The sequence below is a fragment of the Streptomyces sp. NPDC001135 genome (assembly GCF_053598395.1).
Genome location: NZ_JBSFKD010000044.1, coordinates 19,442 through 33,531, shown reverse-complemented (window position 1 = coordinate 33,531; position 14,090 = coordinate 19,442). Strand labels below are relative to the sequence as shown.

The 14,090-nt window shown below is 71.8% G+C and carries 9 protein-coding genes; 3 read left to right on the top strand and 6 right to left on the bottom strand.

Translation table 11 applies throughout. The annotated features are described in order from the left end of the window. Positions 1-129 precede the first annotated feature (129 nt). Positions 130-3,081 (bottom strand): helix-turn-helix transcriptional regulator, encoded by a 2,952-nt coding sequence (locus ACWC94_RS37195; protein ID WP_450801708.1) that lies wholly within the window; start codon positions 3,079-3,081, stop codon positions 130-132. 152 nt (positions 3,082-3,233) lie between these two features. Continuing rightward, positions 3,234-4,004, bottom strand: a complete 771-nt coding sequence (locus ACWC94_RS37190) for a response regulator transcription factor (protein WP_450801737.1) — start codon at positions 4,002-4,004, stop codon at positions 3,234-3,236. 175 nt (positions 4,005-4,179) lie between these two features. Between ACWC94_RS37190 and ACWC94_RS37185 the strand changes: the two genes are divergently transcribed. After that, positions 4,180-5,853, top strand: coding sequence for an AMP-binding protein (locus ACWC94_RS37185; protein WP_450801707.1), 1,674 nt, complete (start codon positions 4,180-4,182; stop codon positions 5,851-5,853). Beyond that, entirely contained in the window at positions 5,850-7,442 is a 1,593-nt protein-coding gene (locus ACWC94_RS37180) for an AMP-binding protein (protein ID WP_450801706.1), read from the top strand. The genes ACWC94_RS37185 and ACWC94_RS37180 overlap by 4 nt, the downstream gene beginning before the upstream one ends. A gap of 144 nt (positions 7,443-7,586) precedes the next feature. Here ACWC94_RS37180 and ACWC94_RS37175 read toward each other — a convergent pair whose 3' ends face one another. Continuing rightward, a complete protein-coding gene (locus tag ACWC94_RS37175) occupies positions 7,587-8,654 on the bottom strand; it encodes a hypothetical protein (protein WP_450801705.1) in 1,068 nt (355 codons plus the stop codon). A 205-nt stretch (positions 8,655-8,859) separates the two neighbouring features. Here ACWC94_RS37175 and gcl point away from each other — a divergent pair, with 205 nt between their 5' ends. Then, positions 8,860-10,647, top strand: coding sequence for a glyoxylate carboligase (gene gcl / locus ACWC94_RS37170; protein ID WP_450801704.1), 1,788 nt, complete (start codon positions 8,860-8,862; stop codon positions 10,645-10,647). A 231-nt stretch (positions 10,648-10,878) separates the two neighbouring features. On the opposite strand, the gene ACWC94_RS37165 is transcribed toward gcl, so the two are convergent. The 3 genes from ACWC94_RS37165 to ACWC94_RS37155 all read right to left on the bottom strand — a co-directional run bounded on the left by ACWC94_RS37165 (position 10,879) and on the right by ACWC94_RS37155 (position 14,057). Further along, on the bottom strand, positions 10,879-11,109 hold the full coding sequence (locus tag ACWC94_RS37165) for a hypothetical protein (protein WP_450801703.1): 231 nt from the start codon (positions 11,107-11,109) through the stop codon (positions 10,879-10,881). Between the two features lie 410 nt (positions 11,110-11,519). Continuing rightward, entirely contained in the window at positions 11,520-12,983 is a 1,464-nt protein-coding gene (locus ACWC94_RS37160; RefSeq protein WP_450801702.1) for a catalase, read from the bottom strand. 183 nt (positions 12,984-13,166) lie between these two features. Next, complete coding sequence (locus tag ACWC94_RS37155; RefSeq protein ID WP_450801701.1) at positions 13,167-14,057, bottom strand: 2-hydroxy-3-oxopropionate reductase; 891 nt, start codon at positions 14,055-14,057, stop codon at positions 13,167-13,169. Between the last annotated feature and the right edge of the window lie 33 nt (positions 14,058-14,090).

Below are 14,090 nucleotides of genomic sequence, written 5' to 3'. Positions count from 1 at the left end.
TGGGGGAGGGACCGACCCCGTGTGCCCGGGCGAGCGGCACGCCCATTACGCTAGGACCCGGAGCCCTCGGCTCCCAATGAGGGAACCCCCTAGGGGGTTGGGTGAGGGAAAACCCTCGGTCCGGTTCAGTTAACTAGGGCCGTGCTCGCCGCGCCCGCGAGCCGCCGCCAATCGGACGATGTCCACGCGCGAGCGGATCCCCAGCTTGCGGTAGACCCGGGTCAGGGTCGCCTCCACCGTCTTGACGCTGATGAACAACCGGGCGGCGATCTCCCGGTTGGTGGCCCCCTCCATCACCAGCGCGGCCACCTGACGCTCCATCGCGGCCAGCACCGCCAGCGCGTCCAGGGCGTCCGGCGCGGGAAGGGCCGGTTCCGGCTCGGGGGCGGTGCGGGATTCGTCCACTTGGCGCAGCCAGGGCAGCGCCCGGCAGCGGCGGAACAACCGGGTGGCCTCGTCGTACGCCGCCGAGCCCGTGCCCGCCCGGGCCCTGGGGGCGCCGAAGCCGGGGGCGGGAACCCGGCCGTGCTCGGCGTTCGCGGCTTCCGCGCCCCCCAGGGCCTCCGGCCACAGGCGCCCCCCTTCGGCCGGGCGCCGCCTGCCCCGCAGCCGGGCCAGCGCGAACGCGGCCCGCGCCTCCTCCAGGCCGTAGCCGAGCTTGCCGAGCCGGTCCTGAGCGGACGTCAGCTGGGCCACCGCCGCCTCCAGGTCACCCTGCGCGGCCCGCACCAGGGCCTCGGAGCGGTCCAGGACGGCGAGGACGCTCTCCCGGCCGAGCCTGAGGGCGTGCTCGCGGCTCGTGTCGATGACGTCCTGCGCCTCGGCCGCCTCCCCGGTCCGGACCAGCGCCTCGGCGAGATCCCCCTGCCAGCGCCCGCGCGCCGGGTCGGTGATGCCGAGCCCCAGCTCCAGCGTCCGCACCCGGCGCAGCGAGCGGACCGTGCCCGCCGGGTCCCCGGCCACCAACTGGGCGTACCCGAGCGCGCCCAGGGCCCGGGAGAGGTACATCTGGTCGCCGTCCTCCTCGGCGTGCGCCACCGCCTCCCGGGCCAGGGCCAGAGCCCGGTCGACATCGCCGCCGGATGCCTCCGCGAGCGAGGTCAGCATCGCCGAGGCGGTCTCGCCGATCCCCGAGTCCCGGGCCAGGCGCAGGCTCTCGCGGGCCAGCTCCAGGGCGCGCCCGCAGTGCCCGGCGCGCAGTTCGGTCTCGGCGAGGCCGCGCAGGAAGTGCACCTCGGACTCCACCGAGCCGCGCCGGCGCACCTCGCGCAGCAGCGCGGTGACCGTCGTCCGGGCCTCGGCCAGCTGGTCGCCCATGACCAGCCAGCGGAACCGGGCGCTGGCCGCCCCGTTGTGGTGCCAGGCCACCCGCGGGTCCTGGGGCTCCCTCAGGGCGCGCTGGATGGTCCGGGGTGCCTCCGGGTGGCCCATCAGGGTCTCGGTCTGCGCCTGGAAGGCCAGCGAGAGCAGTTCGGTGCGCCGGTCCCTGCCGAGGGCGGCCAGCTCGGCGGCGTGCGCGGCGGCCTGACGGGCCCCGGTGAAGTCGCCCTCCACGATCAGCGTCCGCCAGGCCAGCTGGTAGTGCACCAGGGCCAGCAGCCGGGGGTCGTCGCCGGCGTCGGCGAGGGCCTGCGGGAAGACGGCGTCGACCTCGGCCATGGTGTGGCCGGCGCTGTCGATGACGATGATCCAGGCGCGGACCCGGTCGGCCGGCACGGTCGCCCGGGCCAGCACCTCACGGGCGATGTCCCGGGCCAGGTCGATCTCGCCCGCGGTGATGGCGTCCTCGGCGGCCTGCAGCCGGCGCTCCTCCTGGCCGGGGGTCCCGTCGGCGGGGGTGTGCCGGGCGGCGAGCAGCCCCAGGTGGGCGGCGACCGAGGGGGCGCCGCGGTCCCGGGCGAGGGCGGCGGCCCCGGCGAGCCGGGCGGCGACCTCCGGGTCGGTGCCGGTGGTGGCGAGCGCCAGGTGCCGGGCCCGTTCGATCGGGTCGGAGGCGGCCGTGGACAGGGCCGCGTGCGCGGCGCGCCGCTCGTGCGCGGGCGCCTCCGCGTACAGCGCGGCCGATATCAGCGGGTGCGCGAACCGTACGGCCGGGGCGTCGGGTTCGGTGGCCAGCAGCCCGAGTTCGGCGGCCTGGGCGCATTCGGCCTCGGCGTTCTCCCGGCCGGCCGCGTGCAGCAGCGCCGGGGTGGGGCGGGCACCGGCGCTGGCCACCAGCAGGGTGCGGCGGGCCTCGACGGAGAGCATGTCCAGGCGGCTGAGCACCAGGGCGCGCAGGCTGGTCGGCACCGGCAGCGGCTCGCCCGGCCGGGGCGGGGTCGGGCTGTCGGCGAGGGCCCGCCCCAGTTCCAGGGCGAACAACGGGTTGCCGCCGCTGGTGCGGTGGATCTCGCGGACCGTGGAGCGGGGCAGGCCGCCGTGGCCGCGGTGGTCGAGCAGCTCGGCGACCTGGCCGCGGGAGAGCGGGCCGAGCCGGACCGCGAGGGTGCCCGGCGGGCAGGAACGCAGATGCCGGTCGTACTCCTGGCTCTCCTGGCCCTCGGTGCGCACCGCGCACAGCAGCTGTACCGGGGTGCCCTCCAGACGCCGGGCGGCGAAGCCGAGCAGCTCGGCGCTGGCCGGGTCCAGCCACTGCAGGTCGTCGGCGACGACGAGGACACCGCCCCGCGCGGCCAGCGCGCGCAGCGCGGAGAGCACCGCGAGGCGCAGGGCGAGACCGTCGCGCTGCAGGCTGGACTCGCCGCGGCCGGTGAGCGCCGACTCCAGGGCGGTGCGCTGGGCCAGCGGCAGCCGGGGGGAGACGTCGTCGAGGACCAGGCCGAACAGGTCGGCGAGGGCGAGGAAGGGGAGGTGGGATTCGGACTCCGTGGCCGAGCAGCGCAACACGGTCCGCGCGGTGGCGCCGTATTCCTCGGCCAATGCCCGCAGGACGGTGGATTTCCCTATTCCGGCGGGACCGTGGAGCAGCACACTGCCGCCCGAGGCGAGTTGGTCGCGGGCGCCGGCGAACAGTTCCTCGCGGCCGATGACCAGGTCGGGGCGGCACCTGGCAGGCTCCTGGAAGTCCCGTCGCACGGTCACCGCTCCCCTCGTGTGTCGTGTCCGGGCCAAATTCTAGGCAACGATCGTCGAAATTCGGACGGAAGCCGTGGTGAGGGAAATAACAAACGGTCAAGCACAAGAAAATTCAAGGCGTCTGCGCTTGAATGGAAAGGTTTCCTCACCGTCACACCTCACGGCAGCAACCCCGCCCTGCGCGCCGCCGTCACCGCCTCCCCTCGCGTGTGCGCGCCCAGCTTCCGCATCGCCGAGCGCAGATAGCCCTTGACCGTCTCCGGACGCAGACCCAGCCGCCCGGCCACGCCGGCGTTCGTCGCTCCCGCCGCCACCCAGGACAACACGTCCAGTTCGCGTGGCGCCAGACTCGTGCCCCCGGCCGGCCGCGGCGCGGCCAGCAGCCCGCACGCGGCCAGCAGTTCCGCCCGCAGCTGCGGATCGGCGATCCGGGGCGCGAGCGCGCGCAGCGCCGCGTGCGCCTCACGCACCTGCTCCCAGCCGGCGCCCCGATCGGCACCGGCGGGCTCCGGCCGGACCGCCGCCAGCAGCCCCCGCGCCTCGTCCCCCACCACCAGCGCCTGCTCCACGTCCCGCGCCACCGCCATCGCCGCGCCCAGCGTGCGGTCGCCGAGCGGCTGGGCCGAGCGCAGCGCACCGTAGAGCACCCCGCGCACCCGCCGCCTTACCACCACCGGCACGGCGACGACCGAGCGGATACCCTCCGCGGCGACCGGGATGTCGTACTCGTGGCTGATCTGCCGGGAGACGGAATAGTCCGTCACCGCGCACGGCCGGGCGAGCGCCACCGCCTTGCCGCCGAGCCCGTTGCCGGAGGTCACCACCAGCGAGCGCAGCGCGCCCGTCGTCGTGCCGCTCAGCTCGCTGATCCGGATCCGCGGCCGGCCGGACTCGACGAGGCCGCCGAAGGCGACGGGCAGTCCGGTCATCCGCCGCAGCCGCGCCAGCGCGCCGCCGATCTCCACCGTCCCCGCCGTCTCTGCCGTCACCGGTCCGCTCCTTCCGGCACCCCCACCCCCGTTCGGGGGTAGTGAGACCTGCATCACGGATTAGACGATGCCACAGAGCCGCCCGGCAATGGTCCGGCACCGCGAGGAGGACACGATGACGACGGCGACGGAGTTGTTCCGCAGCGCCCGGGACTTTCTGCTCGAGCACCGCGACGACTACACCACCGCCTGCGAGGGCTTCGCCTGGCCCCGGCCCCAGCACTTCAACTGGGCGCTGGACTGGTTCGACGTGATCGCCGCCGGCAACCAGAAGACCGCGCTGCACATCGTCGAGGAGGACGGCGGCGAGACCCGGCTGACCTTCGCGGAGATGTCCGAGCGGTCGAACCGGGTCGCCCGGTGGCTGCACGAGCGGGGCGTCGCCGCCGAGGACCGGATCCTCGTCATGCTCGGCAACCAGGCCGAACTGTGGGAGACCGCGCTGGCCGCGATGAAGCTGCGCGCCGTGGTCATCCCGGCCACCCCGCTGCTCGGCCCGGCCGACCTGCGCGACCGCGTGGACCGGGGCCGGGTCAAGCACGTGATCGCGCGGGCCGAGGACACCGCCAAGTTCGCCGACGTCCCCGGCTCCTACACCCGGATCTCCGTCGGCGGACTGCCCGAGGAGGGCTGGGAGCCGTACGAGGACGCCCGCACCGCCCCCGCCGAGTTCCTCCCCGACGGCCCCACCCTCGCCGACGACCCGCTGATGCTCTACTTCACCTCCGGCACGACCGCCCGCCCCAAGCTGGTCGAGCACACCCACACCTCGTACCCGATCGGGCACCTGGCGACCATGTACTGGATCGGCCTGAAACCCGGCGACGTCCACCTGAACATCTCCTCGCCCGGCTGGGCCAAGCACGCCTGGTCCAACCTGTTCGCCCCCTGGAACGCCGAGGCGACCGTCTTCCTGTTCAACTACACCCGCTTCGACGCGGCCCGGCTGATGACCGAGATGGACCGGGCCCAGGTCACCACCTTCTGCGCCCCGCCGACCGTGTGGCGCATGCTCATCCAGGCCGACCTGGGCCAGCTGCGCACCCCACCCCGCGAGGTCGTCGCCGCCGGCGAGCCGCTCAACCCCGAGGTCATCGAACAGGTCCGGCGGGCCTGGGGCGTCACCATCCGGGACGGCTTCGGGCAGACCGAGACCGCCGTACAGGTCTCCAACAGTCCCGGCCAGGTACTGAAGACCGGCTCCATGGGCCGCCCGAGCCCCGGCTACCGGGTGGAACTCCTCGACCCGGTCTCCGGCGCGCCCGGTGCCACCGAGGGCGAGATCGCCCTCGACCTGGCCGAGCGGCCGGTCGGCCTGATGACCGGCTACCACGGCGACCCCGACCGCACGGCGGAGGCCATGGCGGGCGGCTACTACCGCACCGGGGACATCGCCGTCCGCGACGAGGACGGCTACCTCACCTACGTCGGCCGCGCGGACGACGTCTTCAAGGCCTCCGACTACAAGATCAGCCCGTTCGAGCTGGAGAGCGCGCTCCTGGAGCACGAGGCGGTGGCCGAGGCCGCCGTCGTGCCCGCGCCCGACGAACTGCGGCTCGCCGTGCCGAAGGCCTACGTCGTCCTCGCCGAGGGCTACGAGCCCGGCCCCGACACCGCGAAGGCCATCTTCGAGCACTCCCGCCAGGTGCTCGCCCCCTACAAGCGCATCCGCCGGCTGGAGTTCGGCGCGCTGCCCAAGACCGTCTCCGGCAAGATCCGCCGGATCGAGCTGCGCGAGGCGACGGCCCAGGGCTCCCAGGACGAGTACCGCGAGGAGGACTTCCGGTGACCACCGAGCTGTCGTACACCCACGGAACCGGTTCCACCGCCCTGCTCGGGGACACCATCGGCGCCAACCTGGACCGGGCCGTGGCCGCCTGGCCCGACCGCGAGGCCCTGGTCGACGTGCCGTCGGGGCGGCGCTGGACGTACGCGCAGTTCGGCGCCGCCGTCGAGGAGCTGGCCCAGGCACTCGTCGCGAGCGGCGTCGCCAAGGGCGACCGGGTCGGCATCTGGGCGGTCAACTGCCCGGAATGGGTGCTCGTCCAGTACGCCACCGCCCGCATCGGCGCGATCATGGTGAACATCAACCCGGCCTACCGCACCCACGAGGTCGAGTACGTCCTGCGCCAGGCCGGGATCTCCCTGCTGTTCGCCTCCCTGAGCCACAAGAGCAGCGACTACCGGGCGATGGTCGAGCAGGTGCGGGGCAGGTGCCCGGAGCTGCGCGAGGCCGTGTACATCGGCGACCCGGGCTGGGAGGCACTGCTCGGGCGGGGCACCGGTGACGCCGTGTACGAGGACCTGTCCTGCGACGACCCGATCAACATCCAGTACACCTCCGGGACCACCGGCTTCCCCAAGGGCGCCACCCTCTCCCACCACAACATCCTCAACAACGGCTACTTCGTGGGGGAGTTGATCGCCTACAGCGAGCAGGACAGAGTCTGCATCCCCGTCCCCTTCTACCACTGTTTCGGCATGGTGATGGGTAATCTCGCCGCCACCTCGCACGGCGCCTGCATGGTGATCCCGGCTCCGTCCTTCGAACCGAAGGCCACCCTGGAGGCCGTGCAGCAGGAGCGCTGCACGTCCCTGTACGGCGTGCCGACGATGTTCATCGCCGAGCTGAACCTCCCCGACTTCGCGACGTACGACCTGTCGACCCTGCGCACCGGCATCATGGCGGGCTCGCCCTGCCCGGTCGAGGTGATGAAACGGGTCGTCGCCGAGATGCACATGGAGGAGGTCTCGATCTGCTACGGCATGACCGAGACGTCGCCGGTGTCGCTGCAGACCCGCAGGGACGACGACCTGGAGCACCGCACCGGCACCGTCGGCCGCGTCCTGCCGCACCTGGAGGTCAAGGTCGTCGACCCGGCCACCGGCGTCACCCGGCCGCGCGGCACGGCAGGGGAGCTGTGCACCCGCGGCTACAGCGTGATGCTCGGCTACTGGAACGAACCGGAGAAGACCGCCGAGTCCGTCGACGCGGGCCGCTGGATGCACACCGGGGACCTGGCGGTGATGCGCGAAGACGGTTACGTCGAGATCGTCGGCCGGATCAAGGACATGATCATCCGGGGCGGCGAGAACATCTACCCGCGCGAGATCGAGGAGTTCCTCTACGCCCACCCCAAGATCAGGGACGTCCAGGTCGTCGGGGTGCCGCACGAGACGTACGGCGAGGAGGTGCTCGCCTGTGTCATCCCGCACGACACGGCGGACCCGATCACCCTGGAGGAGCTCCGCGCCTTCTGCCAGGGCAGGCTCGCGCACTACAAGATCCCCAGCAGGCTCCGGATCCTCGACGCCTTCCCGATGACGGTGTCCGGAAAGGTGCGCAAGGTCGAGCTGCGGGAGCAGTACCAGGTGTGAAACGGCCGCGAGCGAGCATCCGTCCAGTGCTCGACGGCGGACCCCGGCCAGAGCGCGCTGTCGGCGGCACACTCGGCCGGGGTCCGTCGGGGACGGCCGTGGGGACGGCCGGGGATTCGCCGCGCGTCAGCGGTTCGCCGTGCGTCAGCCGTGACCGTCGCGCGACCGGGGTCCCGGCTCGGGCGCGCCCGTGGTGTTCAGGATGTCGGCCGGGTCGTTCATCGGCTGCGGGACGCCCGCGAGGTCCAGAACGAACAGCGGGATGCCCAGGGAGTCCGCACGGGCCCGGGCGTCGTCGGTGTAGCCGGCGAGGGAGAAGTACACACACTCCGCGGACTCCGTCATCGCCGTCAGCCACAGGCACTCCACATCCCGCGGCGCCGCCGGGCGCACCGTCGGGTCCACCTGGGCGAGCAGCCCGTGGGCGGCGAGCCCGATGCCGTTCGGAGGCCTCTGGTCGGCGCGGCGGATGTCCCGGTAGCCGAGCCAGCGCAGGTACAGCGCGGCGACCGTGACGGCGTCGCGCGCGGTGCGGATGGCGCGCGGCTGGAAGGCGGGACGCCGGGAGGGGGCGTCGGGCTCGCGCGCCGGTGAGGGGACACCGCTGTCCGCGGACGGCATGCGGTCGCCGGTCGACGGTATACCGCTGCCCGGCGACGGCCCTCGGTTGTCCGTCGGCGGCATACCGCTGTCTGTCGACGGCATGCGGTCGTCTGTCGACTGCATACCGTCGCCCGGGGATGGGCTGTGGTCGTCTGTCGACTGCATACCGTCGTCCGGGGGCGGGCTGTGGTCGTCTGTCGACCGCATACCGTCGTCCGTGGGTGGCCTACGGTTGTCCATCGACCGCATGTCGTTGTCCGTCGACGGTGTGACGGCCGGTGCGGTGAGTGTGCCGGTGTCCGCCGGGGGTGTCGTCGCCACCGGGATGCGCAGAACCGTGCCGCAGGCGCAGCCCAGTTCCGGGTGCGGCCACTGGTTGCGGCGTCCGCAGGCGGTGCACGGCAGGGCGAGCCACTCGTCGTCCCACGCCCGGTGCGCTGCCACGACCGGTTCGGTGGCCGGATCCAGTCGTGGGGCGGTGGGGGCGCCGCAGGCGCACGGATACACCGGCGCGGTGTAGACGTGCGCGCGCCGGCAGGCCGGGCAGCGCACCGGCACGCTCTCGGGCATGGCCCACTCCCAGGCGTCGCGTCGGGACAGCGCACCCATCGTCCTCCTCGGCCACCCCGCTTGTCCGGCGCTTGGCCGGTTTGCATCTGTCTTGGCTCCCTTGACGTCACGGGCGTCCACTTCTACATTACTTCCAGATAGTAGAAGTTAAGTTCCGTAATGCGGAATTTTGACAATCTGGAGACTGTGCTCACCGCGGGGCGCGACGGGAGTACGCATCCGACAGCCGAAGCAGGAGTACTCGATGGCCCGTATGACCGCTGCCCGCGCGGCAGTTGAGATCCTCAAGCGCGAGGGCGTCACCGACGCCTTCGGTGTGCCGGGCGCGGCGATCAACCCGTTCTACAAGGCGCTCAAGGAGGGGGGCGGCATCAACCACACCCTCGCCCGCCACGTCGAGGGCGCCTCGCACATGGCCGAGGGGTACACCCGCACCAAGCCGGGCAACATCGGTGTCTGCATCGGCACCTCCGGGCCGGCCGGCACCGACATGATCACCGGTCTGTACTCGGCCATCGGTGACTCCGTGCCGATCCTGTGCATCACGGGCCAGGCGCCCACCAGCGTGATCCACAAGGAGGACTTCCAGGCCGTCGACATCGCCTCGATCGCCAAGCCGGTCACGAAAATGGCGGTCACCGTCCTGGAGGCCGCGCAGGTCCCCGGCGTCTTCCAGCAGGCCTTCCACCTGATGCGCTCCGGCCGTCCCGGCCCCGTCCTGATCGACCTGCCCATCGACGTCCAGCTCACCGAGATCGAGTTCGACCCGGAGACGTACGAGCCGCTGCCCGTCTACAAGCCGGCCGCGACCCGCGCCCAGATCGAGAAGGCGATCTCCTTCCTGCTGGCCTCCGAGCGCCCGGTCATCGTCGCCGGCGGCGGCATCCTCGGCGCCGACGCCGCCGACCTGCTGGTGGAGTTCGCGGAGCTGACCCAGACCCCGGTCGTCCCGACCCTGATGGGCTGGGGCGCGCTGCCCGACGACCACGAGCTGAACGCCGGCATGGTCGGTGTCCAGACCTCGCACCGGTACGGCAACGCCAACTTCCTGGAGTCGGACTTCGTCCTCGGCATCGGCAACCGCTGGGCCAACCGCCACACCGGCTACAAGCTCGACGTGTACCGGGGCGAGCGGAAGTTCGTCCACGTCGACGTCGAGCCCACCCAGATCGGCAAGATCTTCCCGCCGGACTACGGGGTCGTCTCCGACGCCAAGGCCGCCCTGGAGCTGTTCATCGAGGTCGCCAGGGAGCTGAAGGCGGCCGGCAGGCTGCCCGACCGCGCCGACTGGGTCGCCTCCACCCAGGAGCGCAAGGCGACGCTGCTGCGCCGTACGCACTTCGACAACGTGCCCATGAAGCCGCAGCGGGTGTACGAGGAGATGAACAAGGCCTTCGGCCCGGACACCCGGTACGTCACCACCATCGGTCTCTCCCAGATCGCCGGCGCGCAGATGCTGCACGTCTACAAGCCGCGCCACTGGATCAACTGCGGCCAGGCGGGCCCGCTGGGCTGGACCATCCCGGCCGCGATCGGCGTCGCCAAGGCCGACCCGGACTCCCCGGTGGTCGCGCTCTCCGGCGACTACGACTTCCAGTTCCTGATCGAGGAGCTGGCGGTCGCCGCCCAGCACAGGATCCCCTACGTCCACGTGCTGGTGAACAACGCCTACCTGGGCCTGATCCGCCAGGCGCAGGCCGGTCTGGACATCAACTTCCAGGTGAACCTGGAATTCGAGAACATCAACACGCCGGAGATCGGCGTCTACGGCGTGGACCACGTCAAGGTCGCCGAGGGCCTGGGCTGCAAGGCGATCCGGGTCACCGAGCCGGACCAGCTGGGTGCGGCGTTCGAGCAGGCGAAGAAGCTGGCCGCGGAGTTGCAGGTGCCGGTCGTCGTCGAGGCGATCCTGGAGCGCGTCACCAACATCGCGATGAGCAGGACGATGGACATCAGCGACATCACCGAGTTCGAGGACCTGGCCACCGAGCCGGGCCACGCCCCGACGTCGATCAAGCCGCTGAAGGTCTGACACCACCGGATACACCAAGGGCGGCCCGTCCTCTCGGACGGGCCGCCCTTTCGCGTCCCCCGTTGCATCCCCCGTGCGTCCCCCGTTGGGGGGCTCGCCGCCCCCGTGCCGGCGTGCCCCCGTGCCCATAATCTGCCCGGACGTGGGGGCGGTTGAAGCCTGTGCCGCGGTGTTCAGAGCTTGATTTGAGCATGACGTAGTCCGCCTACGACCCGTGCGGTACGCGGGCCGCTACAGCTCGTGCTCCGACAGCCCCGGCCAGTCGTCGGGTCCGCCGCCCTGCCACTCGATCAGATCGCTCTCCTCCACCTCGATCCGGTCCAGGTCGGCCAGCCGCAGGATCTCCACGACGTCGTCGAGATGCGAGGCGATCCCCAGGATCACCTCCCCCTCGGTGACCCGCCGCGAGCCGTCCAGGGCCGGGGAGTGGACCACGATGTGCGGGTACTGCGTATTGCCCATGTGTTCAGCGTGCGGCGGACGGGGCGGACCCGCACGCCGGGCCCGGACAGCCCGAAGCGCTCCCCCTGGCCGGGGGAGCGCTTCGTGTCCGTATGGTGACCGTCCGACGGCGCGAGGCTGGGCGCGACAGGTCGTTCGCGCCGCCGGACGGAGCGGGTGGCCCCCGGAAGAAGGGGGCTGGGTGGGACCGCGGCGGTGTGCGACGGAGCCGGGTCCCCTTCCCTCTGGTCGAGAAGGGGACTCGGTCCTTCACCACCGCACTGGCTCGCACGCCGCCACGGTCCTCGCCCTGCCCGCGCCCACCGCCGTACGGCCACCCCTCATCCGGGCCGTCCGGCGTGCCGCGCGGGCCGCGTGCGGAGATCCTGACCTCCCGTCAGATTCCGTACGCTGCTTGCGGTGTACTGGTCTCAGTCCTCGCGCAGGGCGCGGACCGCCTCCTCCACGCGCCTGCCGTACTCGGGGTCGGCGGCGTGGAAGTGGGCCAGGTTCTTCTCGATCACGTCGTCGCGGGAGACCTGCGAGAGGCCGCCGGCGATGTTCGCGATCAGGCGGGACTTCTCCTCCTGCGACATCAGGCGGTACAGCTCGCCGGCCTGGAAGAAGTCGTCGTCCTTGGTGTGCAGGGGCGCCGAGTGGTTGCCCGTGTGGCCCGAGACCGGCAGGGGGGCCGACAGGGGGCGGCCGGTCTCCGCCGGGCCGTCGTAGGAGTTCGGCTCGTAGTTCTTGGCGCCGCGGCCCTGGCCGTTGACCGCCATGAAGCCGTCGCGGCCGTAGTTCTGGGCGCCGCCCGCAACGGCCTTCGGGGCGTTGACCGCCAGCAGGGTGTGGTTGACTCCCAGGCGGTAGCGGTGCGCGTCCGCGTAGGCGAACAGGCGGCCCTGGAGCATCTTGTCGGGGGAGGGGCCGATACCGGGCACGAAGTTGTTCGGGGAGAACGCGGCCTGCTCGACCTCGGCGAAGACGTTGTCCGGGTTGCGGTCCAGCACCAGGCGGCCCACGCGCTGCAGCGGGTAGTCCTTGTGCGGCCACACCTTGGTCAGGTCGAACGGGTTGAAGCGGTAGTCCGCCGCCTCGGAGGCCGGCATGAGCTGGACGTAGAGGGTCCAGGACGGGTGCACGCCGCGCTCGATCGCCTGGAGCAGGTCGGTCTGGTGCGAGTTCGGGTCCTTGCCCGCGAGCTCGGCGGCCTGGTCGGCGGAGAGGCTGCGGATGCCCTGGTTGGTCTTGAAGTGGTACTTGACGAAGAAGGCCTCGCCCTCGGCGTTGGTCCACTGGTAGGTGTGCGAGCCGTAGCCGTTCATGTGGCGGTACGACGCCGGGATGCCGCGGTCGCCCATCAGCCAGGTCACCTGGTGCGTGGCCTCGGGGGCGTGTGCCCAGAAGTCCCAGACGTTGTCCGCCTCCTGGCGGCCCGTGAACGGGTCGCGCTTCTGCGAGTGGATGAAGTCGGGGAACTTGATCGGGTCCTTGATGAAGAACACCGGGGTGTTGTTGCCGACGAGGTCGTAGTTGCCCTCCTCGGTGTAGAACTTCACCGCGAAGCCGCGCGGGTCGCGGACGGCGTCGGCGCCGCCGAGGGAGTCGGCGACCGTCGAGAAGCGCACGAACACCTCGGTGCGCTTGCCGATCTCGCTGAGGAAGTCGGCGTGGGTGAAGCCGGTGACGTCGTCCGTCACCTCGAAGTGGCCGTACGCACCGGAACCACGGGCGTGCACCACACGCTCCGGGATGCGCTCGCGGTTGAAGCGCGCGAGCTTCTCCAGGAGGTGCTGGTCCTGGAGCAGGAGCGGGCCGCCGACGCCGGCGGATGCGGAGTTCTGGTTGTCGGCGACCGGGGCGCCGGCCTCTGTCGTGAGCACGCGCTTCGACATCGTGGACCTTCCGTGCGGGAGTCAGCGGAAACCTGTTTCCGCTTTGTGGAGCCTAGAAGTGGGGCAATCTGACGTCAACAGTTTGTTGAAGCTGATTGCATGCTGATTCCGGGCGGCGCCGGCGCCTGGGCGCGACAGGACAGGTGTCAGCGACGGCGCCGCCCGGAAGTTGGGGGAGTCGGCTCAGACCTGGGCGCCGGAGAGGCGCTCCACGGCCCGCAGCAGGGCCGAGTGGTCCAGGCCGCCGTCGCCCTGGGCGCGCAGCGAGGCGACCAGCTGGGCGACCACGGCGCCGACCGGCAGGGCGGCGCCGACGTTGCGGGCGGCGTCGGTGACGATGCCCATGTCCTTGTGGTGCAGGTCGATGCGGAAGCCCGGCTTGAAGTCGCGGCTGAGGAAGTTGTCCTTCTTCCGCGTCAGCACGGTCGAGCCCGCGAGGCCGCCGTTGAGGACGTCCAGTGCGGCCGCCAGGTCCACGCCCGACTTCTCCAGGAAGACCACGGCCTCGGCGCAGGCCTGGATGTTCACGGCGACGATCAGCTGGTTGGCCGCCTTCACGGTCTGGCCGGAGCCGTGCGGGCCGCACAGCACGATGGTCTTGCCCAGCGCCTCGAAGATCGGCTCGGCCTGGTCGAAGTCGGCCCGCTCGCCGCCGACCATGATCGACAGTACGGCCTCGATCGCGCCCGCCTCACCGCCGGACACCGGGGCGTCCAGCACCCGGATGCCCTTGTCCTTGGCGGCGGCGGCCAGGTCCACGGAGGTCTGCGGGGTGATCGAGGACATGTCGATGAGCAGGGCGCCCTGCTTCGCGTTCTCCAGGATGCCGTCCGGGCCGTAGGCGATGGCCTCGACCTGCGGGGAGGCGGGCACCATCGTGATGACCACGTCGGCGTCGCGGACGGCCTCGGCGATCGAGGAGGCGGCGCTGCCGCCGGCGGCGGCGAGCCGGTCCAGCTTCTCCTGCTCCAGCGTGAAGCCGGTGACCTGGTAACCCGCCTTGATCAGGTTCTCGGACATGGGGGAGCCCATGATGCCGAGGCCGATCCATGCGATCTTGGGAAGAGTGCTCATGACTGGGGTGCCTCTCTGACTGCTCTGCAAAGT